Raw genomic sequence first — 25,913 nt, 5'->3', positions numbered from 1 at the left:
GTGAACAATACATTTGTACAATTATTACAACAAGAGGTTATCTCTACCATTGAAGGCTTAACAGGCATCGCACCTACCGTTGAACTCAACAAAGAGGAGAATGGTGAGAGTAAACTCAAACTCAGTCCTCCCCTTGCAAAGCTTGATGTTACCGTAGGTGGAGAACTACGCGGTAAAATGCGTGTTACGATTGCAACGTCAATTGCAACAGCCATTGGCGACATGATGCTAGGTGGTGAAGGGGATGAAAAAGAGGAGATGGACGCCGAAGATCTTGATGCGACCAAAGAGATTATCTCCAATATTTTAAGCTCTTTTTCACGCTCACTTGGCAGTCAGAAAAATATGCCGAAACTAGATTTTGACATTGATAGCATTGAGTACATTGATGCGAATAGTCAGATCGATTTTAAAGGGTATGAGAAGCTTTTTATTTACAATTTAGCCGTTCATAATTCTCACGACATCATTGCGTTTGCCATTACACATGAGCTTATACCGCTTATTGGTGAGGAGATCGCCCCCTCTTTTGTCAGTGATGAACGAGAAGAATATATCTATGAAGAGCCTAAAAAAGTTGTGGTGGGAATGAGTCCTGAAGAGATGAGTAATATTGAACTGATTAAAGATGTCAGACTTCCAATTCGTGTACGAATTGGCTCTAAAAAGATGCTTTTAAAAGATGTTTTAAGTATGGATATAGGTTCTGTCATCGAGCTAGATCAGTTAGCCAATGATCCTTTGGAAATTTTAGTAGGCGATAAAGTGATTGCCATGGGTGAAGTGGTCATCGTCGATGGTAACTTTGGTGTTCAAATCGGCGAGATTGGAACGAAACGTGAACGCTTAGAAAAATTGCGATAGAAAAGATTATGGAAGAGAAACAGCACATTAAAGATACCGAACACTCGAATGAATGGAGTGTTCTTCGCATTATGTCCGATTTTGTTAAAGGATTTGATGAACTTCAAGACTTAGGACCATCGGTAACCTTTTTTGGCAGTGCACGTTTTCATGCCAATCACCGCTACTATCACGATGCGCATACGTTAGCCTATACATTAGGAAAAAAGGGCTACACCATCATTACCGGTGGCTCTAAAGGCATTATGGAAGCAGCCAATAAAGGTGGGTTTGATGCCAAAAATTGCCAATCCATTGGGCTTAATATCAATCTTCCGCATGAACAATCAAGCAACCAATTTACCACAAAACACCTTACCTTTGACTACTTTTTTGTCCGTAAAGTGATGCTGATTAAATACTCCCTTGCCTATGTCATCTTTCCGGGAGGGTTTGGCACGCTTGATGAACTTTTTGAAGCGTTAACCCTGACACAAACGGGAAAAATTACTAAAATTAGCATCTTTTTGTATGGGAAAAGCTATTGGGAGAAGCTCTATGATTTTATTGCAACCACGCTTGTAGAGCATCATACGATTCGCCCTGAAGATGTCGAACTGATTACATTAACCGATGATATGGATGAGATCGTGGCAAAGATCGATGAGCGTTTGGTGATCTACACGAATGAGCTTAAAAACGAAGGCTTAGACCAGAGCCGTCATTACCAAAAAACCGTAGAATTCTTGTCCAATCAAGAGTAAGCATGCACCCACGAATCTTTTTACACACTCACATTAACAAGCACTTACCTTTTTTAGGGGCGGTGATATTGTTGGGATGTGTGATTTATGAAATTAGCTTTTATATTTTTAAAACTTATCGTGCTTTCTTTAATTCAGATGCCGCTATTGCCAATATTTTAGCCGAAGAGATGGTGGTTGCAGAAAGTTTTTTTCCAAGCCATTGGTGGTATGTCAATAACGATTTGTGGATTTTTTACAAACAGCTTTTAGTGATTCCTTGGGTATTGGCAGGTAAAAATGGCTATTTTGCCCATGCCTTTACGGTCTTTGAAGTCAGCCTCTTTATGATCGTATTTATCTACCTCTTTTTACGCTCCCTTATGCTCTCTCGCACCTCTTCGATTATGGGAAGTGTGGTTGTTTGCATTGGGTACTCACCGATGTATCTGAGAGAACTCTACGGAGAAGCCGCATACACGTGGTATTTTCTCTTTATGATTGCCTTTATGTTTATTTTTCGCAAACTTAGCCCCCATGTGATCAGTAAAAGTACGCAAATTAAAGCGTTTATTCTCTTTATGATTTTGCTGTATCTGCTCGTTCTTGCCAATCCTGTACGCTTTTTGGTCTACTATGTCGCACCTTTTTTTGGAGCATTGACTCTGAGTGTCTATTTTGCGCGGGATAGCCTTAAAACGTTTGAACATGCGATGTATCGTCTTTTGTCCATTAAACGAATCATTATTTTTGCGTTCGCCTGTATTGTGATGGTGCTTGCCACCATGGCACATTTCAACCTTTTAGAAAGCTTGCATTTAGCCGGTGGCGCGAACAATGCCGGTCTTGTCTCGCTTGAAATCTTACCCGTACACGCAGCACATGCTCTTTTGGGATTGCTCAATTTTATTGGCGCGGAGTGGAACGAGGGTGTGCGTGCTTCATCCCTTGAAGGGGTCATCTCCCTTTTAAAATTTGCACTTTATCCCTTTGTTTTGCTTATACCGGCTTTACATGTAAAGCGATCGTTTTATCAAATGAGCGCAACGGAGCGCTTTTTTGTGCTCTTTTCGTATGTCGGATTTGCGATTATTTATATCTTGTATTCGACAACGGCACTGCATGAACATGCGTGGGCAGCGCGCAATAACATTCGCTACATTTCACCGTTTATTATGATGATTTTAGTCTGTAATGTCATCATGTGGCGTTTCTTTTCACTCTTTATCAAATTGATCTTATCGCTTAGTTTGACGATTGCACTCGGACTTTCGTGGAATTATGTCTCTCCCAAAGAGTGGAGAGGCATTGTCGATGAACGTATCGCTTTGGTGGAGGAGCTTAAAAGTAGAGGGCTTCACTTTGGCTATGCTGAGTATTGGGATTCGCATATTTATACGGTGTTTAGCGATGGCGAGGTCGATATTCGCCCGATTGAATTTAGTGAAACCGAGGGTATGAAACTGGTCAAATGGCTCTCCAGTGATCGCTGGTACCAAAGAGATTCCACCGATGGAAAAGTCTTTTTTATGGTGATCCCTGAAGATATTGATGATATGTACCGTGCGATGAAAGATTTCAATATGCCCGATCCCATTGATCAGTTTAATTATGATAAATATACGATTTTTGTTTTTGAAAAAAATCCACTCTACGTGAAAAGAGCTAAAGCTGAAGCTAGGAAGAAAAAGCGTATAATGACGGCTCCTTAATTTACATGTAAAGGTGTTACGTGGAGTCTGTTATGATAAGTGTTATCTCCCCCATTTATGGCTGTAAAGAGTGCCTGTTTGAACTTTACGATCGTTTAGTCAAGACACTGAGCCAAATTACTGAAAACTTCGAGATCATTTTGGTCAATGATGCCTGTCCGCAATCGTCGTGGGAGCGCATTGCAATGTTATGCGCGAAAGATCCTCGCGTCAAAGGCATTAACCTCTCCCGAAATTTTGGGCAACATTACGCCATCACTGCTGGGCTTGATCACGCAACGGGCGATTGGGTTGTGGTGATGGATTGCGATTTACAAGATAGACCCGAAGAGATCATTAAGCTCTACACCAAAGCGTTAGAGGGTTACGACATCGTTTTTGGAAGACGCGCAGAGCGTAAAGATAGTTTTATCAAACGGTTTGGCTCGATGGCATTTAACCGCGTTTTAGAGTATTTCACCGAAACCAAACACGATAACAGCATCGCCAATTTTGGCATTTATGCCCACAAAGTGGTTGAGACGATCAATCGTTACCGTGAACACAGCCGCGATTTTTTACTTTTTGCTCAAATGGTCGGATTTAAAAAAGTTGAAATTGACATTGAACACGCTCCCCGTGCGCATGGCGAATCTTCCTATAATTTCTCAAAACTGTTTCGTTTGGCGATTGATTCGATTATTTCCCACTCCAATAAACCGCTTAGGCTTTCGATTCAACTGGGTTTTTTCATCGCGTTAGCAAGCCTTGTGTATGCGAGTTGGCTGGTTATTCGTTACTTTTTCTACCACACACCTGCTGAGGGTTGGACGAGTTTGATGGTGTCGATGTTTTTTATGTTTGGACTTTTGTTTGCCATCATTGGCATTACAGGGCTTTACATCGGCAAGATTTTTGACGAGGTCAAACGACGACCGCTTTATCTGATTCAAGAGACCATTAATTTATGAAGAAAATAGCAATTTTACAGTCAAATTATATCCCGTGGAAGGGGTATTTTGACATTATTGGCAGTGTGGATGAGTTTGTTTTGTACGATGATATGCAGTACACCAAAAATGACTGGCGCAATCGTAACAAGATTAAGACACAAAATGGACTTCAATGGCTCAGTATTCCTGTACGTCAAGAGAGTTTGCATCAAAAAATCAATGAAACGAAAATTACCGATCCAAAATGGAACGTTAATCATTGGCGAAGCATCGCGCAAAGCTATGCCAAAGCGCCTCATTTTAAGGCGTATAAAGAGCAGTTTGAAGCTTTGTATATGAATGCGACGATGGAGAGCATCAGCGAGATCAATCGCCATTTTATTGATGCGATCTGTACGATGCTAGAGATCAAAACGATCATTCGCGATTCTAGAGAATTTGTATTAGCCAATGGTAAAAGTGAGAGGCTTTTGGCATTGTGCCAAGATTTGGGTGCAACAACGTATCTGAGCGGCCCCGCGGCGAAAGATTATTTGGATGAATCCATTTTTAAAGAAGCAGGCATAGCGGTTGAGTGGATGGATTACAGTGGGTATAACGAGTACCATCAACTGTTTCCACCGTTTGAGCATGGTGTGAGTGTGATCGATCTCATCTTCAATGAAGGCGAAAACGCCAAAAATTTTCTTAAAAGTAGTCACTAAAAGTACCAAAGGTGTGCGGGCACTCTGTCGAAGAGAACTCAGCGTTAGCGTAGTTTTTAGAGCTTTGCTCTAAAAGCGTGTCAAGAGTTGTTACAACTCTATAAAACTTATTTAAGAGCAGACAATGATCCATTTTAATAAACCTCCCCGAACAGGAAACGAAGACAAGTATGTGTTAGAGGCAATGAATAGCCTGAAAATTTCGGGCGATGGTGCCTTTGGTAAACGCTCCCAAGAGTGGTTTGAAAAACGTTATGGTTGTCCTAAAACGTTGCTCACACCTTCGTGTACCCATGCACTTGAGATGGCAGCCTTGTTGCTTGACATCAAAGAAGGCGATGAAGTCATCATGCCTAGCTATACGTTTGTGAGTACTGCCGATGCGTTTGCTTTGCGTGGGGCGAAGATCGTGTTTGTGGACGTTAGATCTGAGACCATGAATATGGACGAACGCTTAATTGAAGCGGCGATTACGCCTAAAACGAGAGTCATTGTGCCTGTGCATTATGCCGGTGTGGGATGCAATATGGATGTGATTATGGATATTGCAACACGTCATAACCTTTTTGTCGTTGAAGATGCCGCGCAAGGTTTTGAAGCAACCTACAAAGGCAAACCGCTTGGAACGATTGGGCATTTGGGCGCCTTTAGTTTCCATGAAACTAAAAATGTGACCAGCGGTGGCGAGGGTGGGCTACTCCTTATTAACGATGAACGTTTTTCACAACGTGCTGAGATCATTCGCGAAAAAGGGACGAACCGTAGCCAGTTTTTTAGAGGCATGGTCGATAAATACGGTTGGATGGACATCGGAAGCAGTTACCTGCCCAGTGAGCTTCAAGCCGCTTACCTTTGGGGTAATTTAGAAGAGGTGGATGCGATTCAAAATCATCGTTTGAATGTGTGGAAAATGTACTATACAAAACTTGAAGGTTTGGCTCAAAAAGGGTTGATTGAACTTCCATTTATCCCTGAGGGATGTGTGCATAACGCGCATATGTTCTACTTTAAAGTGCAAGATTTAGAGACGAGAACGGCTCTGTTAGAGCAGTTTAAAGCGCAAAATATCGGCGCAGTGTTTCATTATTTGCCACTGCACAGTGCTCCTGCTGGTCTTAAATATGGTCGTATGTTTGGCGAAGATGTGTACACGACCAAAGAGAGCGAGCGCTTGGTTCGTTTGCCACTGTATTATGGTATTTCCAATGAAGAGATAGACGCAGTGTGTGACATTTTGATGAAATGGAGTGCATGTTAATGGCGCATTTATACATTTTTGGAACGATCTTTTTTACCGTCTATGGACAGCTTGTCATCAAATGGCGCATCCCTTTTCATGGGCATTTACCCGATGCGTCGGCTGAAAAGATTGTTTTTCTTCTCAAACTCTTTTTAGACCCGTTTATTTTAAGTGGCTTTATCTCTGCCTTTGTAGCATCTCTTTGTTGGATGGCGGCGATGACCAAGTTTGAACTAAGCTACGCCTATCCGTTTATGGGACTGACGTTTGTGGTGGTATTTGTCTCTTCGGTCTTTTTATTTAATGAGAGTGTGACGCTGTATAAAATTCTGGGTCTTGCGTTGATCGTGCTGGGTATTGTTATCTCGAGTCGTGGATAAGCAGGGTTGAGGCGAAGCATCGCCTCTTTACATGTAAGGTTATTTCATACCTCTGTTTTGCCTGTTTTCCTGCATATACTTTAATTGCCCTGCTTGAAACTCTTCTTTGGTCACTTTGCCGTCTTTATTGGCATCAAAATAGGCAAAATCAGGTGAATTAGCAGCATTTCGCATCGGCATTCCCGCTTGCGCATTTGCACTCATTCGCTCGGCTTTAACGGCATTAAACTCCTCTTGGGTCATTATCCCATCTTTGTTGGTATCGTACGCTTCAAATCCGATGGGACCTCGCGTTGTGTCCGCTGCATTTAAACTCAAACTGACCAGACTCACCAGTGCTAAACACATGAAATATTTTTTCATTTTGACTCCTTTTGGGTAGATGTTTTCAGTAATTCTAAGAGCTCAATGGGCTTTACATGTAAAGCATCAGCGATCTCTTTGAGGGTAGAATTTTCAGTGGCATTAAAGCCTTTTTCTCGGATATGCTCTAATGCCTTTTCCAGTGCAAACGTGTGTTGCACGCTCGCATTTTTAAGCGTTAATTGACCGTATCCTCCACCTTCATTAAGGCTTTGTGATTTGACATTAATAGGGTTATTATTTTGAGTAGGCGATTTGTCATTTTCTTTAGCGATTGGGGCACCATTTGTTTCCCACGAAGCTTTTACCTCTTCTTGAAAGTCTAAAAATTGCTCAAAAGGTGCCCAATAATAGAGGGTTCCTACGATAAAAAATAGGTTCAATCCCAGTGCAATTAAAAACTCTTTTGTTAAAAGTGAAAAGGATTTGGCTCTGTTTTTGAGGTAATTGAGGAGCGATCCCCAGTTAAGGTAAATATGAAAAAGCATACCCACTAAAAAAAGCACCATAAAGGTTACATGTAAATTCGTGAATTCGCTCTTTTCCAATCCTAAAAATTCCCAGTTCATCGATCTAGCAACCCTGCCTTTGGGTGCTATAAAAAGCATAATGCCCGTGTAGCTCATGATCAGAAATGAAAAACTGATACACAAAGAGATAAAACGGCGTAGCGAAGTCATAGGAAATCCTTAATGTATGTATCATGTTCAGAAATACTTCTGTTATTATGGCACTTTAATGTTAAAGGAGTGTTAACGCTATCTTAAGTCCCTATTGGATAAAATAGAGCACTTTTTGATGTAAAGGATATTTCATATGAGAGGCTATAAAGTCTTTGCAGGAACGGCAAATCCAGAGTTTGCAAAACGAGTGGCAAAACATCTCTCTCTGCCTCTTTCAGCAGCGGAGATTAAACGATTTAGCGATGGCGAAATCAGTGTGCAAGTCAGTGAGAGTGTACGAGGAAAAGATGTTTTCATCATTCAATCCACCTGTGCGCCGGCAAATATTAATTTAATGGAATTGCTTATTTTAACCGATGCTCTGCGAAGAAGTTCAGCCAACAGCATTACCGCCGTTGTTCCTTACTTCGGATACGCAAGACAAGATCGAAAAGCAGCCCCTAGGGTTCCGATCACAGCCAAATTGGTCGCGAATATGATGCAAACCGCAGGCATTGATCGTGTCGTAACGATCGACCTTCATGCCGGTCAAATTCAAGGCTTCTTTGATATCCCCGTCGATAACCTCTATGGCTCAATCGTCTTTAATGACTACGTGAAAGCTAAAAATCTCAAAAACCCTATTATTGCAAGTCCTGACATCGGTGGTGTTGCTCGTGCAAGAAGTTTTGCAAAATTACTCGGTGTTGATATGGTCATCGTCGATAAACGCCGTGAAAAAGCCAATGAGTCTGAGGTGATGAATATCATCGGCGACGTAACAGGCAAAGACGTGATCTTGGTGGACGATATGATCGATACGGCTGGAACCATCGTCAAAGCGGCGGAGGTGTTGAAGAAAAAAGGTGCTACGAGTGTGATGGCATGTTGTACACACGCAGTCTTAAGTGGCCCTGCGTATGAGCGCATTGCGAAAGGCGAGTTAGATGAATTGGTTGTCACCGATACCATTCCTCTTAAAGAAGCCAATGACAAAATCAAAGTCTTAAGCGTTGCGCCTGTATTTGCCGAAGTGATTCGTCGTGTCTATCACAATGAAAGTGTCAATGGATTGTTTATTTAATGCAGAAACATATTCGTAACTTCTCAATTATCGCTCATATCGACCATGGTAAAAGCACCTTAGCCGATCGTCTCATTCAAGAGTGCGGCGCGGTCAGTGCACGTGAAATGACCGCGCAGATGATGGATACCATGGACATCGAAAAAGAGCGTGGCATTACCATCAAAGCGCAAAGTGTTCGTTTGACGTATGTCAAAGATGGACAGCCTTACATTTTAAATCTTATCGACACTCCCGGTCACGTTGACTTCTCGTATGAAGTGAGCCGTTCTTTAGCTTCGAGTGATGGAGCGCTTTTGGTGGTCGATGCTTCTCAGGGTGTTGAAGCCCAAACCATTGCCAATGTGTACATTGCCTTGGAAAATAACTTAGAAATTATCCCCGTTCTTAACAAAATCGACCTTCCTGCAGCGGATCCTGAGCGCGTGAAAGATGAGATTGAGCATACCATCGGACTTGATTGTTCGGAAGCGCTTAGTGTGAGTGCTAAAAGCGGCATTGGTATCAGAGAACTTCTTGATACACTGGTCGATAAAATCCCTGCTCCTACGGGTGATGAAAATGCTCCGACTAAAGCATTGATTTACGATAGTTGGTTTGATAACTATTTAGGGGCACTTGCGTTGGTTCGCGTCTACGATGGCACGATCAAAAAAGGGCAGGAAGTATACGTGATGGGTACGGGTAAAAAACACGAAGTGTTAAACCTGATGTATCCGCATCCACTTGTGTTAGAAAAAACACCAATGATTAAAACGGGCGAAGTGGGCATTGTCGTTTTGGGGCTTAAAAACGTAGGTGATGTTAAAGTGGGCGATACGATCACCGATTTTCGTACCAAAACAAAAGAACCGATCGCTGGGTTTAAAGAGGTTAAACAGTTTGTTTTTGCGGGACTTTATCCGATTGAAACCGATAAATTTGAAGAACTCAGAGACGCGTTAGATAAACTCAAACTCAATGACTCAAGCATCTCCTATGAGCCTGAAACCTCCGCTGCACTTGGCTTTGGTTTTCGGGTTGGTTTTTTAGGACTTCTTCATATGGAAGTTATTAAAGAGCGTTTGGAGAGGGAGTTTGATCTCGATCTGATTGCTACGGCACCCACCGTAACCTATAAAGTGAAAACGACCAAAGGGACGGTTTTGGACATCCAAAATCCAAGTCAACTGCCTCCCGTGAATGAATTTGAAGAGATTCAAGAGCCTTATGTCAAAGCCACTGTTTTAACACCGAGTGAATTTTTGGGCAATATCATCATTTTGATGAATAACAAACGGGGTATGCAAAAGAAAATGGATTATCTCAGTCCTGAGCGTGTACTTTTGGAGTACGAAATTCCCCTCAATGAAATTGTGATGGACTTTTACGACAAACTCAAATCGGTCTCTAAAGGCTACGCCAGCTTTGATTACGAGCCTATCGGGTACCAAGTCGGTGATTTGGTGAAGCTGGATTTGCTTGTTGCAGGTGAGCCAGTGGATGCGCTTTCCATCATTGTTCCTCGTGTCAGTGCCCAAACTAGGGGCCGTGACTTTGTCAAAGCGATGAAAGAGATCGTTCCAAGGCAACTTTTTGAAGTGGCGATCCAAGCGAGCATTGGCACCAAGGTCATCGCGCGCGAAACGGTGAAATCGATGGGTAAAAACGTGACCGCGAAGTGTTACGGTGGCGATATTACCAGAAAACGAAAACTGCTTGATAAACAAAAAGAGGGTAAAAAACGTATGAAATCCATCGGTAAAGTCCAACTACCGCAAGAGGCGTTTCTCACCATTCTCAAAATCGACTAACAATGCGTTGCCATCTTTGTTTAAACCTCAGTTGGCAACCGCTTTGCAAAAAGTGTCTCCAGAGCATTTTAGCTCCAACGCCTGCTTTTAGGGTGTTAGAAAGTGGGCTTAAAGTCTATTCGTTTTACAACTACAGCGACCTAGCACCACTGCTTCACACCAAACACACTTACATTGGCGCCAAAATTTTCGCTCAACTAGGAAAGCACACCTTCTTTGAATTTTTAAAAACCTTTGAACTTCCCAAAGGCATCTGCGCCATTCCCATTGACGATCATGTCAGGCACGGCTATTCGCACAGTGCGATTTTAGCCAAAGCAACCCAGCCTTATGTGACGCCATTGTACGGAAGTTTAAGAGCGCAAAATTATGAGAGTTATTCGGGTAAAAGCAGAGCCTATAGACAAGCCAATAAACGTGATTTTGTCTTTACATGTAAAGATGAAATAGATGCTATTTTGATCGATGATATTGTCACGACTGGAAGTACTTTGCAAGAGGCGCATGAGACACTCAAAAAGCAGGGCGTTAATGTTCTTTTTGCACTGGTGTTGGCGGATGCGAAAGAAGGCTAGAGAAGAAAGTTAAAATGAGCTTTCAGAGAAGCTTATTTACGCGCTAGCACAGGAACTCGTATCAATGATCGAAGGGCTATTTTTTTCTACATGTAACTTGATCATCAGTAAAAGTATTTGGTACATATCTTTGTCATTTGCCTTTGCAATTGTCTTTAACGTATCGTCAACATTGTCGATTTTTACGTGGTTTTCTAAGAGCTTTTGTTGAAGAAACGAGACATCGCAATTAAAGAGTGAGCAGAGTTCGTGAAACGATTGGTTTTTGGTACTACGAATCAAAAAATCTATATTGTCTTCGTGGCGGATCTGTTTGTTGCACATGATCGCGATACACTCTTGCAAAAGCTTTCGAATGGTACATCTTCGCAACCAAGCATGTACGCCCAAAAGCCCAATAATAAAAAGTGCTGATAGCTTATGCAAAGATAGATTGAAAGAAGAATGATGATCCAGCACAAAAGCGACACCTGTCATATAAAGAAGACCAAACATCAAAAGAATCGCTACAATAATCACGACTTTTAAAACAGATTCATTCATGCACATTCTTTCAAAAGGGGTCAGCAAAAAAGGGTCAGGGCTAAACTTTTAACTTTTTAACATTCTGTGGTACAATTTTAGCAAAAAAAGAGGGTAAGTATGCCACGAAGATTACGCATCGAAAGCTTGGGCTACCATCATGTTTACAACCGTGGTGTTGCTAAGGGGAAGGTCTTTGAAGATGAAAAGGACAAAGCGAAGTTTATCGAACTGATGGCAAGTGCTGCTAGAGAGTATAAGTTCAACATTCATGCGTTTTGTTTGATGGATAATCACTATCACATTTTAGTGCAAAACACTCGCGAAAATCTCTCCTCAGGGATGCGCCAACTGGGTGCCCAGTACGCAAGTTATTTCAATAAACGTCATGACCGCGTGGGGCATTTGTGGCAAGATCGCTTCAAATCGTGGTACGTTTTAGATGAAAAGTACCTTTTTACCCTCTTTAAATACATTGAAAACAACCCTGTTAAAGCGGGGATAAGTCAAAAAATAGGCGAATATCTCTACTGTGCAACGTACAGCATTTTAAAAGATGCGGTACCTCCTTTTTTGCAAAATTCGTTTGTCTTGCGCGATTACAACACCAAAGAGTTATTGGAGCTTTTAAACATTCCGCTCAGTGTGACAGAACGCTCAAATATAGACGCTTTTCATCAAACAAAATACAAATGCGAAGAGGGTCAAATAGTGCCTTTGCACCAAGATGTACTTGAAAATTATTTCTTACATGTAAAGAGTAAATCAGAGCGAAATGAAGCGATCAAAAAAGCCTATGAAGATGGGTATAGCAAAAGTGACGTTGCACGAAATTGCTCTCTAAGCGTTGCAGGCGTCAGTAAAATCCTAAAAAGTTAAAAGTTTAGCCCTGACCCCTATGGAAATGAAAGGTAAAGTAAAGTACAATGAAGCAATTTTACATGTAAGGTTAATGAATGGACAATATTTTTGATTCGAACCAAGACATCAAGACGATCAGTATTGAAGAGTCGATAAAGACCAGTTATCTTGATTATTCGATGAGTGTTATCATCGGGCGTGCACTCCCCGATGCACGCGATGGACTTAAACCCGTACACCGAAGAATTTTATATGCGATGAACGATCTTGCGATCTCTTCACGAAGCCCCTATAAAAAGTCAGCGCGTATCGTCGGTGACGTTATCGGTAAGTACCACCCACACGGTGACACCGCGGTGTATGACGCGCTTGTTCGTATGGCACAGCCGTTTTCCATGCGTATTCCGATGGTAGATGGTCAAGGAAACTTCGGCTCAATTGACGGCGACAACGCCGCTGCGATGCGTTATACGGAAGCACGTATGACACCGCTTGCGGAAGAGCTTTTACGTGATCTTGATAAAGACACCGTTGATTTTGTTCCCAACTACGATGACAGTATGATCGAGCCAGATGTATTACCAAGTCGCGTTCCTAACTTGTTACTGAACGGTTCAAGCGGTATCGCAGTTGGTATGGCAACGAACATTCCTCCACACTGCCTCGATGAACTCTTGGACGCGCTACTTCTTTTGATTGAAAATCCAGAGGCTACGTTGGATGAGGTCATGGAGTTTATCAAAGGGCCAGATTTTCCAACGAGCGGTATTATCTTTGGTAAAAAAGGCATTTTAGAGGCGTACAGCACAGGACGTGGTCGTGTCAAAGTGCGCGCAAAAGTGCATATCGAGAAAAAAGGCAATAAAGACATCATCGTTATCGATGAGCTTCCCTATCAAGTCAATAAAGTACGTTTGATTGAGCAGATTGTAGCCCTCGTTAAAGAGAAGATGATCGAAGGTATCAGCGAAATCAGAGATGAGAGTGATAGAGATGGTATTCGCCTTGTCATTGAGCTAAAACGTGAAGCGATGAGTGAGATCGTCCTGAATAATCTTTACAAATCAACCAATCTTGAAGTGACGTTTGGTGTTATTTTACTCGCAATTCACAACAAAGAGCCAAAAGTCTTTACACTGATTGAGCTTTTAAAACTTTTCTTACGCCATCGCAAAACGGTTATTATTCGCCGTACGATTTTTGAACTTGAAAAAGCCAAAGCCAAAGCGCACATTTTAGAGGGTCTTAAAATCGCGCTTGATAATATCGATGAGATTATCGCCCTTATTAAAGGCAGCGCCGATACCAAAAGTGCGAAGGATGGCTTGATTGAACGCTTTAACCTCAGTGAAGTTCAAGCAGGTGCGATTCTTGATATGCGACTCCAACGTCTTACTGGACTTGAGAGAGATAAGATCGAAAACGAGCTTGCAGAGCTTCTTCAAGAGATCGGGCGTCTCAGCGATATTTTACGCAGTGAAGCACTTTTAAATGCGTTAATTAAAGAAGAGCTAGTCGAAATTAAAGATAAATTCAAATCCAAACGTATCACTGAAATCGTCGATGATTACGATGATATTGATGTGGAAGATTTGATCGCCAATGAGTCGATGGTGGTTACCATTACCCATCGTGGTTACATCAAACGTGTTCCGCTTAAACAGTATGAGAAACAAAAACGTGGTGGTAAAGGCAAAATCGCCGTAACAACGTATGATGATGACTTTATCGAAAGCTTCTTTGTCTCCGATACACACGATACCTTGATGTTTGTGACGGATCGCGGACAACTCTACTGGCTCAAGGTCTACCGAATTCCTGAAGGAAGCCGAACCGCAAAAGGTAAAGCAGTCGTGAACCTCATTCAGCTACAAGCGGATGAAAAAATTATGGCAATTATTCCAACAACCGACTTTGATGAGACCAAATCATTGGCATTTTTTACCAAAAACGGTGTGATTAAACGTACGAACCTCAGTGAATTTAAAAATATCCGCTCCGTGGGTGTTAGAGCGATTACGCTGGATGATGACGATGAGTTAGTCACCGCAAAAGTAGTCACCCATGACACAAAATACCTTTTCATCGTCACGAAAAAAGGTATGTGCATCCGTTTCGAAGTAGGTGATGCACGAGAGATCGGAAGAACAGCGCGTGGTGTTACGGGCATTCGCTTTAAAGAGGAGAATGATCGCGTTATCGGTGCTGCTGTCATTTACAATGACCAAGAAGAGCTTTTAACTGTCACGGAAAAAGGTATTGGTAAACGCACAACTGCAGAAGAGTACAGATTGCAAGGTCGTGGTGGTAAAGGTGTTATCGCTATGAAGTTGACAGCTAAAACAGCCGATCTAGTAGGTGTTGTTATTGTCGATGAAGACAAAGACCTTATGGCACTGACCAGCAGCGGTAAGATGATTCGTGTGGATATGGAAACCATCCGAAAAGCAGGGCGCAATACCAGTGGTGTTAAAGTGGTTTCTGTCGAAGGCAAAGATGTGGTTCAAAGTCTTGCGCGTTGTCCTAAAGAAGAGATTGACGAAGGTGATGAAGCTTTGGATGATGAAGAAACTTCAAACGATGGCAGTTTGATTGTCTCAGATGACGCACCTGACGCACCAAGCGATGAGTAATTGGAATGGTAGTTGCTTAAAGATAAAAAAATATTAAAAGGTGTAGCTATGAATAAATGGTTTGTGACACTTTTGGCAAGTTTAGGTTTGATACTAGTGATTTCGGGTTGTTCATCAAAGGCTGAACCTGTAAAAGATCCAAAAGCGGCAATGTATGATTTTAGCAACGAAAAATCATTTGTTGTTTACGGTGAAGGTATTGCACCCAAAAATACAGTTTCTCCTGCGCAAGCAATAGCCCTAGCAAAACGAGCAGCCATAACCGATGGCTATCGTCAACTGGGTGAGAAGCTTTACGGTGTAAAAATTAATTCGAGTGAGACCGTTCAAGATGCTGCATTAAAAGACTCTCGTATCGTAGCGTCTGTGAATGCCTTGGTTAAAGATGCAGCTATAACAGATGCAACCTTTAAAGATGGTTTGTACAGCATCCGAATGGAAATTACAATGAGCGCACGTAGGTGGCACGAACTTTTTGCCTATTAATTTTAGGTACAACACAAACACTTTTTTGCAGTGATCTTTTTTGGTTTTCATACAAAATCGTCACTGCAAATAGCCTTGTGATTTACGAGCAGAAAAATATTGCCTCCGTAACAATTCCGTATATGGGACAAGCGCAAACCTTATGCACGCTTGAATTAAGTAATCCTAAAAACCTTCCTAAAGAGCAGTTTTTACGACAGCATTTTGATACGATCCTTCCTTGCTTTTACCAACTCTCATCGCATCTTCTTTCATGGAATGAACAACATCTCAAATCTGGCAATGACAGAATAGAGTTGGTCATCGAGCCGGTACGTTTTACAGTAGACTTTAAAGATGAATTCGCTACCATAAATGCCATTAGGTAAAACTCTTTTTGGCAGGATTGATTCAAAATGCACGTTGCAATTGTAGAAGATGATATAAATATGAGAAAATCCCTAGAAATCGCTCTAGGTGAATATGAAGAATTTAAAATTTCTACCTACAAAAGTGCATTGGATGCTCTTAAAAAGATTGATTCAAGTGTTGATTTGATCGTGACTGACATCAATATGCCCGGTATGGATGGCATTGAGTTTATCAAAAAACTGGATGGGCAGTATGACATTATTGTCATCACCGGCAATGCGACACTGAGTCGTGCCATTGAGTCCGTGCGTTTGGGTGTCAAAGACTTTTTAACGAAACCTTTTGAGATTGAAACACTCGTTGAAGCCATTAAGCGTCACGATAAAATTCGCACTAAAGTTAAAGAGAGTTTTGAGAAGATCGACAGTTCCAAAGAAGATAATGGCGATTTTATAGCGTCGTCTCCTGAGCTTGAAAAAGCACTGAGTATTGCAAGAAAAGCGGCAAAAACCGATGTTAGTGTGCTTCTTTTAGGCGAGAGTGGTGTTGGAAAAGAGCTTTTTGCCAATTATGTGCATAAGAACTCTCCACGTGCTAAAAATCCGTTTGTCGCGATCAATATGGCGGCAATTCCAGAAAATCTTTTGGAAAGTGAGCTGTTTGGCTATGAAAAAGGTGCCTTTACCGATGCGATTGCCGAGAAAAAAGGCTATTTTGAAGTTGCTAATGGGGGAACCCTTTTCTTAGATGAAATTGGTGAGATGCCTATGATGCTTCAAGCCAAGCTTTTAAGGGTCATTCAAGAACGTGTAATGGTGCGTGTGGGTGGTACAAAAGAGTTACCGATTGATGTGCGTATTGTTTCTGCAACGAATGCCGATATTAAACGAAGCATTAAAGAAGGGCAATTTAGAGAAGATCTCTACTACAGGCTCAATACGATTCCAATTGAGATAGCGCCACTTCGTCAACGCAAAGAGGAAATTTTACCGATTTGTGAGGTGATTTTGGAGCGTGTGACGAAGAAATATGGTCTGCAAAAACGTTATTTTTCGCAGGAAGCGATAGACTCTTTGATGACTTATCGATGGCCAGGCAATATCAGAGAGTTGATCTCTGTTGTTGAGCGTGCCGTGATCTTAAGCGATACTGAGGCGATCAGCAAAGAAGATCTCTTTTTAGAGAGCCGAAACTGGTTTAGTTCATAGTAATAAAAAGAATATAGACTTTTTTGATAACTTAATACCAACTCTATTGGGTTATTAAAAAAGTCTCACATAAACAATAAGGTAAGCGAAATGAAAAAGTACAATGTAGCAATCGTTGGAGCTACGGGTGCGGTTGGCGAAGAGCTGTGTAGAGTTTTAGAAGAGGTTGATTTTCCTGTCAACAATCTCGTTCCACTCGCAAGTAGTAAGAGTGCAGGGCTTGAAGTTGAGTTCAAGGACAAAACGTATAAAGTACTTGAGCTTACTGAAAAAGCGTTTGAAGAGAACGATGTTGAGATCGCATTTTTTAGTGCAGGTGGCGATATTTCAGCCCATTATGCTCCCTTTGCTGCCGAAGCAGGTGCTGTGGTGATTGATAACACCAGCCATTTTAGAATGGATCCAGATGTTCCTTTGGTGGTACCTGAGTGTAACCCAGACGACATTGACCAATGGCAAAACAGAGGGATTATTGCGAATCCAAACTGTTCAACGATTCAGATGGTTCAAGTTTTAAAACCACTCGATGATCTTTTTAACATTACACGTGTGGATGTTGCAACCTATCAAGCCGTGAGTGGTGCAGGTAAAAGTGGTATGGAAGAGCTTGTGAACCAAATGCAAGACTTCTTTGCCTTTAAACTGGATCAATGTGAACCAAAAACATTTGCACATCAAATTGCGCTCAATGTCATTCCTCATATTGATGTTTTTATGGACAATGACTACACCAAAGAAGAGATGAAAATGGTCAACGAGACTCAGAAAATCTTGGGTAAAACAATGGAAATCAGCGCAACGTGTGTACGCGTTCCTGTTATGAGAAGTCACTCTGAAGCGATTACGATTCATTTTGAAAAAGATGTCAATTTAGACAAAGCGATTGAAGCCTTGAAAAATGCAGAAAATGTGGTTGTTTTGGATAATCCAGCCAAAAAAGAGTACCCAATGCCAATCATCTCAACCGATACGAATGAAACATACGTAGGAAGAATTCGTAAAGACATCAACCGCGATAACGTCCTTCATGTATGGTGTGTTGCCGATCAGATTCGTGTAGGTGCAGCGACTAATGCCGTTAGAATTGCACAAAAATGGATTAAGCGGGAAGAGGCTTAATGTTAGAAAAACTATTTGAGAGAGGGTTATGGTCAACACGACTGATGACTCTCTCAGCGGTGATCTTTAGTATTTTAGCAGCCTTTGCACTCTTTTTTTTAGCCAGTGCAGATCTTTACCATGTTTTAGTTTTAACGTATAAATACTTCTTTACGACGTTTCATCCTGAAAATTTTCATGCTGATATTGTTGCTGAAATTATCGGGGCAATTGATCTTTATTTGATCGCCGTAGTTTTGCTCATTTTTGGCTTTGGTATTTATGAGCTTTTCATCTCTGAAATCGATATTGCCAAAGGTACAGGCGGCGATAAGATTTTGTATGTTAGTTCTCTCGATGAGCTTAAAGATAAGATTGCAAAAGTCATTGTGATGGTATTGATCGTAAGTTTCTTTCAACGTGTACTTCATGCCGAATACAAGGGTGCTTTAGAGATGCTCTATCTTTCAGCATCCATTTTAGCACTTTCATTGGGGCTTTACTTCTTACATAAAAATGGAGGAAAACACTGATGATTTTTGTCGATGCTTGTTTTGGTAAAAAAACACCGTATACACCGGTATGGATGATGCGCCAAGCAGGGCGTTATTTGCCGGAGTATATGAAAGTAAGAGCCCAAGCAGGAGATTTTTTACGTTTATGTAAAGACCCTGAAAAAGCGTGTGAAGTCACGCTTCAGCCGGTTGATATTTTGGGCGTGGATGCAGCCATTTTATTTAGCGATATTTTAGTTGTACCCCTTGAAATGGGCATGGAGCTTCAGTTTTTAAAAGGCGAAGGTCCTGTCTTTTCACACCCGATTCAAAATCAAGCTGATCTTGACAAACTCAGTGTTGAAAAAGCCATTGACGGCTTAGCATACGTTTATGAGACGATTAAATTGATTCGCGGTAAACTCGCTGCCGATAAAGCACTGATTGGTTTTTGTGGTGCTCCTTGGACATTGGCGACCTATATGATCGAAGGACAGGGAACAAAAACGTATGCGCTTGTGAAGAAAATGATCTATTCTAATCCGCAGTTTATGCACGCATTGCTCAAAAAAGTGACCGAAGTGCTTAAAGGTTATATGGAGCGCCAGATTCAAAGTGGTGCGAATGTCGTGATGATCTTTGATTCATGGGCAGCCGCACTTGAAGAGAGTGCGTATTTTGAATTTAGCTGGTCGTATATGAAAGAGATTAGTGCGTATTTAAAAGCCAAATATCCGCATGTTCCTGTCATTTTATTTCCTAAAGGCATTAGCGGATACTTGGATAAAATCGATGGTGAATTTGACGTTTTTGGTGTGGATTGGTCAACACCGATTGAGCTTGCCAAAGCGAAATTGGGAGGCAAATATGTCCTTCAAGGCAATATGGAGCCAACACGTCTTTACAGCAAAGAGGCGATTGATGAAGGCATTGAGCATATCATCACCGTTATGAAAAACGAGAGACATATCTTTAACTTAGGACATGGCATCTTGCCTGACATTCCTGTTGAACATGCAAAATACTTCATCAAACAAGTTCAAACTCGCACCAAAATCTAATCATTCTGTGCTTGGACTTTCCAAGCACACTCTTTACATGTAAAGGATTTTCCATCAGTCACATTATCTTTGGACCCATTACCTCCAGACGTTTTGGGCAATCTCTTGGCATCGACCTGAGCCCCTCCTCCAAACAGTGCAATTTTGACTGCCTTTACTGCGAACTGAGAGGCGCCAAAACAGTCGATAAAGTGAGTGATGCCCCTCATGTGCAAGAAGTGTTAGATGCGCTTGGTGAGGCATTGCTCAAACATCAAAATCTTGATGTGATTACGCTGACAGCCAATGGTGAGCCGACACTTTACCCTGAACTTGGCATGTTAGTGGATGGTATTGTAAGCATCAAAAAAGAGACGAAACTGCTGATACTCTCTAACGGGTCAACGATTGCGGATCTTTCCATTCAAAACATTCTCTCAAAATTAGATATCGTCAAACTCTCTTTAGATTGTGTGAGCCCAAAATGCTTTCACAAACTTGATCGCGCGCATAAAGGCATTGAGATTGCAGAGATAATTGAAGGTATGAAACGCTTTAGAACGCTTTATAAAGGTGAATTGGTCATCGAAATCTTAGTGGTTGAAGGGTTAAATGATACCGAAGAAGAGTTTAAAGCGCTGAATGCCGTTTTGCAAGAAATCAAGCCTGATCGCATCGATGTAGGAACAATTGATCGTCCACCTGCTTATGCGGTAAAAGGTGTGAGTATCGAGCGTTTAGTAGAGCTTTCAAGCCTTCTTGAAGGCTTACATGTAAACATTGCGTACAAGAAAAATTACATACCCCAAAAGCGTCATTTTAGTGAAGAGGAGATACTCGAACTTCTCAAACGAAGACCCCAAAGTTTTGAAGATATAGCTCTGTGTTTTGATGCACAAAGTCTTGAAAATCTCAACCGTTTGGTCGAAGAAAAGCGTTTACATGTAAAGAATATTGCAGGGGTGGATTTTTATAAAGTAGTGTAGTGGGCGATTTCGCCCACTATGAATTACGTCAGTGCTAACTGTTGTTTTTTATACTTAATGCGTTGATTAAAATAGATAACTCCATAAATGCCTAGCCCTATCACATAAGAGACGTAGTAGCTTGGAAGTCCTAGTTTTTCAGTCATAATCTTTGGAAGCATCAAGAATGGAATGACGACAATCAAACCGATACGTTCAATCGTATTGATCTTCGTTAAGATAAAGCTTTGCGTGGCGGAGGTGAAGGCAAACATACCCAACACTGCGCCACCAAAAATAAGGGCAATTTCAAATGGATTGGTGATCCACTGCCATTTAGAGGCATCGTTTGGATCTTCAGGATCAACACCGCCAATGAGCAGAAGTTCGTTATTAAAGAAGAACATAAACGGCAAGATGCCCGTTCGTATGTCGTAAATAAACGACTGAATACCCGTAATAATAGGATCACTCTTCGCAATCGCCGCCGAAGCATAGGCTGCCATACCCACAGGTGGCGTGTCGTCAGCTAAAATACCAAAATAGAAAACAAACATGTGTGCTGCAATCGTTGGAATCAAATACCCATTACTGGCAGCCAAATCCATAATAATCGGTGCCGTTAACGCAGCCATAACGATGTAGTTTGCTGTTGTTGGAAGCCCCATACCCAGTACGAGTGAGACAAAAGCAGTCAGGAAAAGAACCGCTAAGATGTACCCACCTGAGAGATTATCAATCACTTCGGCTAGAACCAAACCAATGCCTGTTAGGGTGACAGACCCTACGATGATGCCTGCAACGGCTGTTGCAATGGCAATCGAAACCATATTTTTAGCCCCCATGACCATGCCGTTTCCAATATCGGAAAATCCTTCCATGATAAGAGGTAGCGTTATTTTTTCTTTGTTCAAATATGCTTTAAAAGGTTTTTGAACGACCATGATGATCATCAAAAACATAATGGCACTGAAGGCGGCACTTTGTGCGGATTGTCGTAGGACAATGAGTGTGTAAATCAAGAAAAAGATCGGAATAAGATAGTGAATCCCTCTGATGAAAATAGGCCATGTACGTCCTAGGACACTGGGGTCTTCACCTTTAAGGCCGTGCTTTTTGGCTTCTAAGTGAACGATGTAAAACAGTGCGGCATAACATGTAAAGGCAGGAATAAAGGCTGCAAAAACGATGTCGGTATAATCAAGCCCTAAAAACTCCGCCATAATAAACGCAGCAGCGCCCATAATTGGAGGCATGAGTTGACCATTAACCGAAGCGGCTGTTTCAACGGCTGCTGCTTTGTGCGAACTAAATCCAAGACGTTTCATCAGTGGAATGGTAAATGTACCTACGGTGACGGTATTGGCGATAGAGGAGCCTGAGATCATACCAAACATACCCGAAGCGGCAACGGCTGCTTTGGCAGGGCCTCCGTCGTATCTGCCTAAAATGGTGTAAGAGACTTTGATGAAGTATTCACCTGCTCCTGCTTTGTCAAGAAGTGAGCCAAAAAGAACAAACAAAAAGACAAAACTAGCACTAACGCCCAGTGGAACACCAAAAATGCCCTCTGTTGTGAGTACCATCTGTCCCATGATTTTATTGATGCTCGCACCTTTGTGCGCGATCATATCGGGAAGATAAGGACCAAAATAGTCGTAGAGTAAAAAGACAACCGCTGCAAGCATCAAAGGCAAACCCATAACCCTTCGTGATGCTTCAAGGACGATAAGAAGTGTCGCAACACCTACGATGATGTCCATTTGTGTCCATGCACCTGAGCGCATTGCAAGGTCTTTATAGGCATACCATTGGTATAAAACCGCCGCAACGCCTACAAGCATAATAGCAAAGTCATACCATGTGATCGTCGATCTTAGTTTTGGGCTTTTACTGATAGCATGCATTGCAAATGCAAGGGCGATGCCAAATGCCAAGTGAACGGCTCTAACATGAGCACTGTTGCCTGGATCGATGACAATGTAAAGTTGGTATAAAGACCAACAAAAAGCAATGGCAGCTACAAACCAGTATTGCCATGTATTGCTTTCAAAATCTCTATGTCCTTCAAATTCGCTGATGAGTTTTGCATCATCGAGTCGTTCTTCAAGTGTTTTCACGCGTAAACCTTTGTGTCAATCTGTAAGGCTTCTTTTTTCAAAAAGCCTTACATGTAAAAAATAGTTTGTAGAGTTATTTAAGCAGTCCAGCTTCTTTAAATGCTTTAATTGCACCTGGATGTTGTGGTACACTTAAGCCTTCAAGTAAGCTCTCTTTGGTAATCGTTTTGTACGAAGGGTGAAGCTCTTTAAATTTGTCAAAGTTGTCAAGGATGGTTTTTACAACTTGGTAAACCACTTCATCTTTCACTTTGCTGCTGGTTATAAGAACCGCTTTAACACCAATGCTTGGAACATCATTTGGCACACCTTTATAGTATGAACCTGAGATGGTGCCTTTGGCATAATAAGGGTATTTTTTAACCAACGCATCAATGGCAGGACCATCGATAGGAACGATGTTAATGTCTACAGAGTTTGATGCGTCTTTAATGTTCGCCGTTGGATGACCTGCAACGAAGAAGTAACCATCGATGTGGTTGTCTTGAAGCATCGTTGGACCTTCGGTTGATTTGAGTTCATTGACAAGCGCTAAGTCGGAGCGTTTGATGCCAAGCGCTTCAAAAATAACATCAACCGTCATGTTGGTTCCAGAACCTGGTGAGTCTAAGTTCAGTTTTTTACCTTTTAGATCCGCCATCGTTTTGATGCCTGATTTTTGACTGACAACCAGGGCTAGCAGTTCTGGGTAAATGGCAATCGCACTACGAAGTTCTGGTACAGCCGCAGCACCTTCAAACTTACCTTCGCCTTTAAACGCTTGGTAAGCCGTGTCACTTTGGGATATACCAAAATCAAGCTCACCTGCTTTGATCGTATTGACATTGTAAACTGAACCACCCGTGGACTCTACAGAACATCGGATGTTCGTCTCTTTTTTGTTTTTGTTCACCATTTGACAGATAGCACCACCCGTTGGATAGTACGTTCCTGTAACGCCACCCGTACCAATCGTGATGAACTCTGCTGCAAACATAGGAACGCTCAGTGTTCCAGCCAATGCTAAGCCAATAAGTTTCTTATTCATAGGGACTCCTTAAAATTAAATCTTTTTATCCTACAATGTTTCTTCTTACCTTTTCTTGAATGAATCAACACATTTATGTAAGATTTATGTTATTTTTAAGATTTGTGTCACAAAAAACTTTTTAAGAAATTTATTCAAATATGTCTTGACAATAAAGTATTTTTTGACTATAATTTCGACCTCATTCAAAGTGTTCCGAATTAGCTCAGCGGTAGAGTAGGTGACTGTTAATCACTTGGTCGCTGGTTCGAATCCAGCATTCGGAGCCACTCTTTTTTCTAATACAATCCAATAAAGTCTAAACCCCCCTAGCTATCGAGACTGTGACGATTTTGTTCGTCTATTGAAATCCAGTAAAAACCAACACCATCTACGACATTAATGTACTTTTTAATGTACTTCGGATAAGATTTATAAAAAGCTTCCTAAAAAAGTACATTAAGAGATGAGAAAACCATGGCAAATAGGCGTGTTGCTCCACTTAACGATACCCTCATAAAAACAGCCAAACCAAAAGAAAAAGACTATACGCTCCCTGATGGCGATGGATTACAACTACTTGTTAAAGCTATTGGCTCTAAAGTATGGGAAGTTCGCTATACAATCAATGGTAAAACAACAAAAACAACTATTGGCACATATCCTAAAGTAACTCTTGCAAATGCTCGAAAAATTAAAGATCAATACAAAACTACTGCAATGGAAGGTCTTAACCCTACCCACTTAAAAAAACAGGTCAAATTGGAGCAGGAGCAAGATATTCAGGGGCAATTTCATTTGGTTGTCTATGATTGGCTTAAGATGCTGAAACTAGCACCCATAACACTTAATAAAAAAACTCGTAATTTTGAAAGAGATGTTTTCCCATTTTTTTGTAAATATGATGCACATCAAAATATAGTTTTTTCTACTCATATCAAAGATATTACGCATGGGCAAGTATTTGAAATTATTAAAGCTAAAGAAAATACCTCAATAGATACAGCTAGAAGGCTCCTAAACGATTGTAATGACATTTGGTTATATGCGATCAATAGAGGACTTATTAATATCAATATTATTGCTAATATATCAAGGAAAGGATTAGCAAAATATGAAGTCACTCATCACCCTAAAATTACAGATGAATCAATTTTACAAGAGCTTATATTAGCAATTGAAGCATATCCTAGCCAATTAACGCGATACGCATTAAAATTTCTTCTTTTAAATCCTTACCGAGCTATGAATTTAACGACTTTAAAATGGGAATATGTTGATTTAGAAAAGGGCATTATAACAATACCACGCAATGAAATGAAAATAAAAAATAAAAACTTCAGCGATTTTATTCTACCTCTATCCACACAGACGGTACGATTAATGAAAGAAATTTATAAATTAACAGGTTGGGGTACATGGGTTTTTCATGGCAAGAATGAAACTGTACCAATGAATAAAGAGACATGTAACCGTGCTTTAGAGCGCATGAGATTTAATGATGAGGATGCAGGGAGAAGACAAAGAACGCACTCTTTCCGTGGTACTTTTAGAAGTTTAGCAGAAACATATGAGCGACAGCATGGTGTAAGTGAAGCAAGTAGAGAAGCTTGTTTAGACCATCATGAACAAGATGTTAAAAAACGTGCTTACACACACAGAGCAGATTATACTGCTCAAATGAAAATACTTATGCAGTGGTGGGCTGACTTTATCGATAACTTATAACTAATGAGAATTTATTGTTTTCATTCCTGCCTATTGAAAAATACACTAAGAGTAAACTATTGAGGAATTAAAGTTTCGTCTCTTGATGTGGGGCAGTAAATGTTTGATAAACACTCTTTTTTATAAGCATTAGCCCATGTTCTTTTGTTGAATTTTTCTCACCTCTTCAATGCTAGCTTCAAGTATAGCCTGATGCTTTGGATTATCCACATGGTATATTTCATAATAAAATTCAGAATGCAGTTCTTGATAAATCCTTCGTGCAATCTCTTTGGCTAATAAATAGTCGACCCTGAAAAACAAGTAAAACCCTTATTTTTAGGGCTTTAGAAGCAATTTTGTAGTATAATTTCGACCATAAACAAGGGGT

25 protein-coding genes and 1 tRNA gene are annotated in these 25,913 nt (G+C 41.1%); 21 read left to right on the top strand and 5 right to left on the bottom strand.

Annotated features, from left to right (window positions below):
• The 7 genes from fliY (at position 1) to JU57_RS12685 (ending at position 6,554) form a co-directional block, all read left to right on the top strand.
• Positions 1–864, top strand: coding sequence for a flagellar motor switch protein FliY (gene fliY, locus JU57_RS12715; protein WP_037961839.1), 864 nt, complete (start codon positions 1–3; stop codon positions 862–864).
• 8 nt (positions 865–872) lie between these two features.
• A complete protein-coding gene (locus JU57_RS12710; protein ID WP_037961837.1) occupies positions 873–1,607 on the top strand; it encodes a TIGR00730 family Rossman fold protein in 735 nt (244 codons plus the stop codon).
• A gap of 2 nt (positions 1,608–1,609) precedes the next feature.
• The gene (locus JU57_RS12705) at positions 1,610–3,298 is read left to right on the top strand and encodes a hypothetical protein (RefSeq protein ID WP_051906885.1); all 1,689 of its coding nucleotides are present in this window, start codon (positions 1,610–1,612) and stop codon (positions 3,296–3,298) included.
• A 32-nt stretch (positions 3,299–3,330) separates the two neighbouring features.
• Positions 3,331–4,248: a glycosyltransferase family 2 protein gene (locus JU57_RS12700; protein WP_294877405.1), complete on the top strand. Its 918-nt coding sequence runs from the start codon at positions 3,331–3,333 to the stop codon at positions 4,246–4,248.
• The gene (locus JU57_RS12695) at positions 4,245–4,934 is read left to right on the top strand and encodes a WbqC family protein (RefSeq protein ID WP_037961833.1); all 690 of its coding nucleotides are present in this window, start codon (positions 4,245–4,247) and stop codon (positions 4,932–4,934) included. Before JU57_RS12700 ends, JU57_RS12695 begins: the two co-directional genes overlap by 4 nt.
• 124 nt (positions 4,935–5,058) lie before the next feature.
• Positions 5,059–6,192 carry a dTDP-4-amino-4,6-dideoxygalactose transaminase gene (gene rffA / locus JU57_RS12690; protein ID WP_037961831.1) on the top strand — a complete coding sequence of 378 codons (1,134 nt, stop codon included), beginning with the start codon at positions 5,059–5,061 and terminating at the stop codon, positions 6,190–6,192.
• Entirely contained in the window at positions 6,192–6,554 is a 363-nt protein-coding gene (locus JU57_RS12685; RefSeq protein WP_037961828.1) for an EamA family transporter, read from the top strand. Before rffA ends, JU57_RS12685 begins: the two co-directional genes overlap by 1 nt.
• A 39-nt stretch (positions 6,555–6,593) precedes the next feature.
• Here JU57_RS12685 and JU57_RS12680 read toward each other — a convergent pair whose 3' ends face one another.
• Positions 6,594–6,917, bottom strand: a complete 324-nt coding sequence (locus JU57_RS12680) for an EF-hand domain-containing protein (RefSeq protein ID WP_037961825.1) — start codon at positions 6,915–6,917, stop codon at positions 6,594–6,596.
• The gene (locus tag JU57_RS13845) at positions 6,914–7,597 is read right to left on the bottom strand and encodes a DUF4405 domain-containing protein (RefSeq protein WP_051906883.1); all 684 of its coding nucleotides are present in this window, start codon (positions 7,595–7,597) and stop codon (positions 6,914–6,916) included. Before JU57_RS13845 ends, JU57_RS12680 begins: the two co-directional genes overlap by 4 nt.
• A gap of 136 nt (positions 7,598–7,733) precedes the next feature.
• Here JU57_RS13845 and JU57_RS12670 point away from each other — a divergent pair, with 136 nt between their 5' ends.
• From JU57_RS12670 to JU57_RS12660, 3 genes are read left to right on the top strand one after another with little or no spacing between them, the layout of a single operon-like run.
• Positions 7,734–8,663 (top strand): ribose-phosphate pyrophosphokinase, encoded by a 930-nt coding sequence (locus tag JU57_RS12670; RefSeq protein ID WP_037961822.1) that lies wholly within the window; start codon positions 7,734–7,736, stop codon positions 8,661–8,663.
• A complete protein-coding gene (lepA, locus tag JU57_RS12665) occupies positions 8,663–10,456 on the top strand; it encodes a translation elongation factor 4 (protein ID WP_037961816.1) in 1,794 nt (597 codons plus the stop codon). Before JU57_RS12670 ends, lepA begins: the two co-directional genes overlap by 1 nt.
• Before the next feature lie 2 nt (positions 10,457–10,458).
• On the top strand, positions 10,459–11,031 hold the full coding sequence (locus tag JU57_RS12660) for a ComF family protein (protein ID WP_037961813.1): 573 nt from the start codon (positions 10,459–10,461) through the stop codon (positions 11,029–11,031).
• A gap of 36 nt (positions 11,032–11,067) precedes the next feature.
• Here the strand turns inward: JU57_RS12660 and JU57_RS12655 are convergent, their stop codons facing one another.
• Entirely contained in the window at positions 11,068–11,574 is a 507-nt protein-coding gene (locus tag JU57_RS12655) for a hypothetical protein (protein ID WP_037961811.1), read from the bottom strand.
• Between the two features lie 99 nt (positions 11,575–11,673).
• On the opposite strand from JU57_RS12655, the gene JU57_RS12650 reads away from it, so the two are divergent.
• The 9 genes from JU57_RS12650 to JU57_RS12610 all read left to right on the top strand — a co-directional run bounded on the left by JU57_RS12650 (position 11,674) and on the right by JU57_RS12610 (position 20,710).
• The gene (locus JU57_RS12650) at positions 11,674–12,432 is read left to right on the top strand and encodes a transposase (RefSeq protein WP_037961809.1); all 759 of its coding nucleotides are present in this window, start codon (positions 11,674–11,676) and stop codon (positions 12,430–12,432) included.
• A gap of 77 nt (positions 12,433–12,509) precedes the next feature.
• Positions 12,510–15,047 (top strand): DNA gyrase subunit A, encoded by a 2,538-nt coding sequence (gene gyrA, locus JU57_RS12645; protein ID WP_037961807.1) that lies wholly within the window; start codon positions 12,510–12,512, stop codon positions 15,045–15,047.
• 48 nt (positions 15,048–15,095) lie between these two features.
• Complete coding sequence (locus tag JU57_RS12640; protein ID WP_037961801.1) at positions 15,096–15,533, top strand: hypothetical protein; 438 nt, start codon at positions 15,096–15,098, stop codon at positions 15,531–15,533.
• Entirely contained in the window at positions 15,509–15,901 is a 393-nt protein-coding gene (locus JU57_RS12635) for a hypothetical protein (RefSeq protein WP_037961800.1), read from the top strand. Before JU57_RS12640 ends, JU57_RS12635 begins: the two co-directional genes overlap by 25 nt.
• Before the next feature lie 27 nt (positions 15,902–15,928).
• On the top strand, positions 15,929–17,092 hold the full coding sequence (locus JU57_RS12630) for a sigma-54 dependent transcriptional regulator (protein ID WP_037961797.1): 1,164 nt from the start codon (positions 15,929–15,931) through the stop codon (positions 17,090–17,092).
• A 90-nt stretch (positions 17,093–17,182) separates the two neighbouring features.
• Positions 17,183–18,211: an aspartate-semialdehyde dehydrogenase gene (locus tag JU57_RS12625; protein ID WP_037961794.1), complete on the top strand. Its 1,029-nt coding sequence runs from the start codon at positions 17,183–17,185 to the stop codon at positions 18,209–18,211.
• Positions 18,211–18,723: a YqhA family protein gene (locus JU57_RS12620; protein ID WP_037961792.1), complete on the top strand. Its 513-nt coding sequence runs from the start codon at positions 18,211–18,213 to the stop codon at positions 18,721–18,723. Before JU57_RS12625 ends, JU57_RS12620 begins: the two co-directional genes overlap by 1 nt.
• Positions 18,723–19,745: a uroporphyrinogen decarboxylase gene (gene hemE, locus JU57_RS12615; protein WP_037961790.1), complete on the top strand. Its 1,023-nt coding sequence runs from the start codon at positions 18,723–18,725 to the stop codon at positions 19,743–19,745. The genes JU57_RS12620 and hemE overlap by 1 nt, the downstream gene beginning before the upstream one ends.
• A gap of 11 nt (positions 19,746–19,756) precedes the next feature.
• Entirely contained in the window at positions 19,757–20,710 is a 954-nt protein-coding gene (locus JU57_RS12610; protein WP_294877391.1) for a radical SAM protein, read from the top strand.
• A gap of 23 nt (positions 20,711–20,733) precedes the next feature.
• On the opposite strand, the gene JU57_RS12605 is transcribed toward JU57_RS12610, so the two are convergent.
• Together JU57_RS12605 and JU57_RS12600 are read right to left on the bottom strand one after the other, a co-directional pair.
• Complete coding sequence (locus tag JU57_RS12605; protein WP_294877389.1) at positions 20,734–22,809, bottom strand: TRAP transporter permease; 2,076 nt, start codon at positions 22,807–22,809, stop codon at positions 20,734–20,736.
• Positions 22,810–22,882: 73 nt separating this feature from the next.
• Positions 22,883–23,836, bottom strand: a complete 954-nt coding sequence (locus JU57_RS12600; protein ID WP_037961786.1) for a TAXI family TRAP transporter solute-binding subunit — start codon at positions 23,834–23,836, stop codon at positions 22,883–22,885.
• Positions 23,837–24,030: 194 nt separating this feature from the next.
• On the opposite strand from JU57_RS12600, the gene JU57_RS12595 reads away from it, so the two are divergent.
• Both JU57_RS12595 and JU57_RS12590 read left to right on the top strand, forming a co-directional pair.
• Positions 24,031–24,105: transfer RNA gene (locus JU57_RS12595), tRNA-Asn, on the top strand.
• Positions 24,106–24,292: 187 nt separating this feature from the next.
• Positions 24,293–25,543 (top strand): integrase arm-type DNA-binding domain-containing protein, encoded by a 1,251-nt coding sequence (locus JU57_RS12590; protein WP_051906881.1) that lies wholly within the window; start codon positions 24,293–24,295, stop codon positions 25,541–25,543.
• The last annotated feature ends 370 nt before the right edge of the window (positions 25,544–25,913 follow it).

The organism is Sulfurospirillum sp. SCADC (assembly GCF_000743525.1).
Taxonomy (GTDB): domain Bacteria; phylum Campylobacterota; class Campylobacteria; order Campylobacterales; family Sulfurospirillaceae; genus Sulfurospirillum.
Note: the sequence above shows the minus strand (reverse complement) of the source record. Positions and strands in the feature narration are given on the sequence as shown.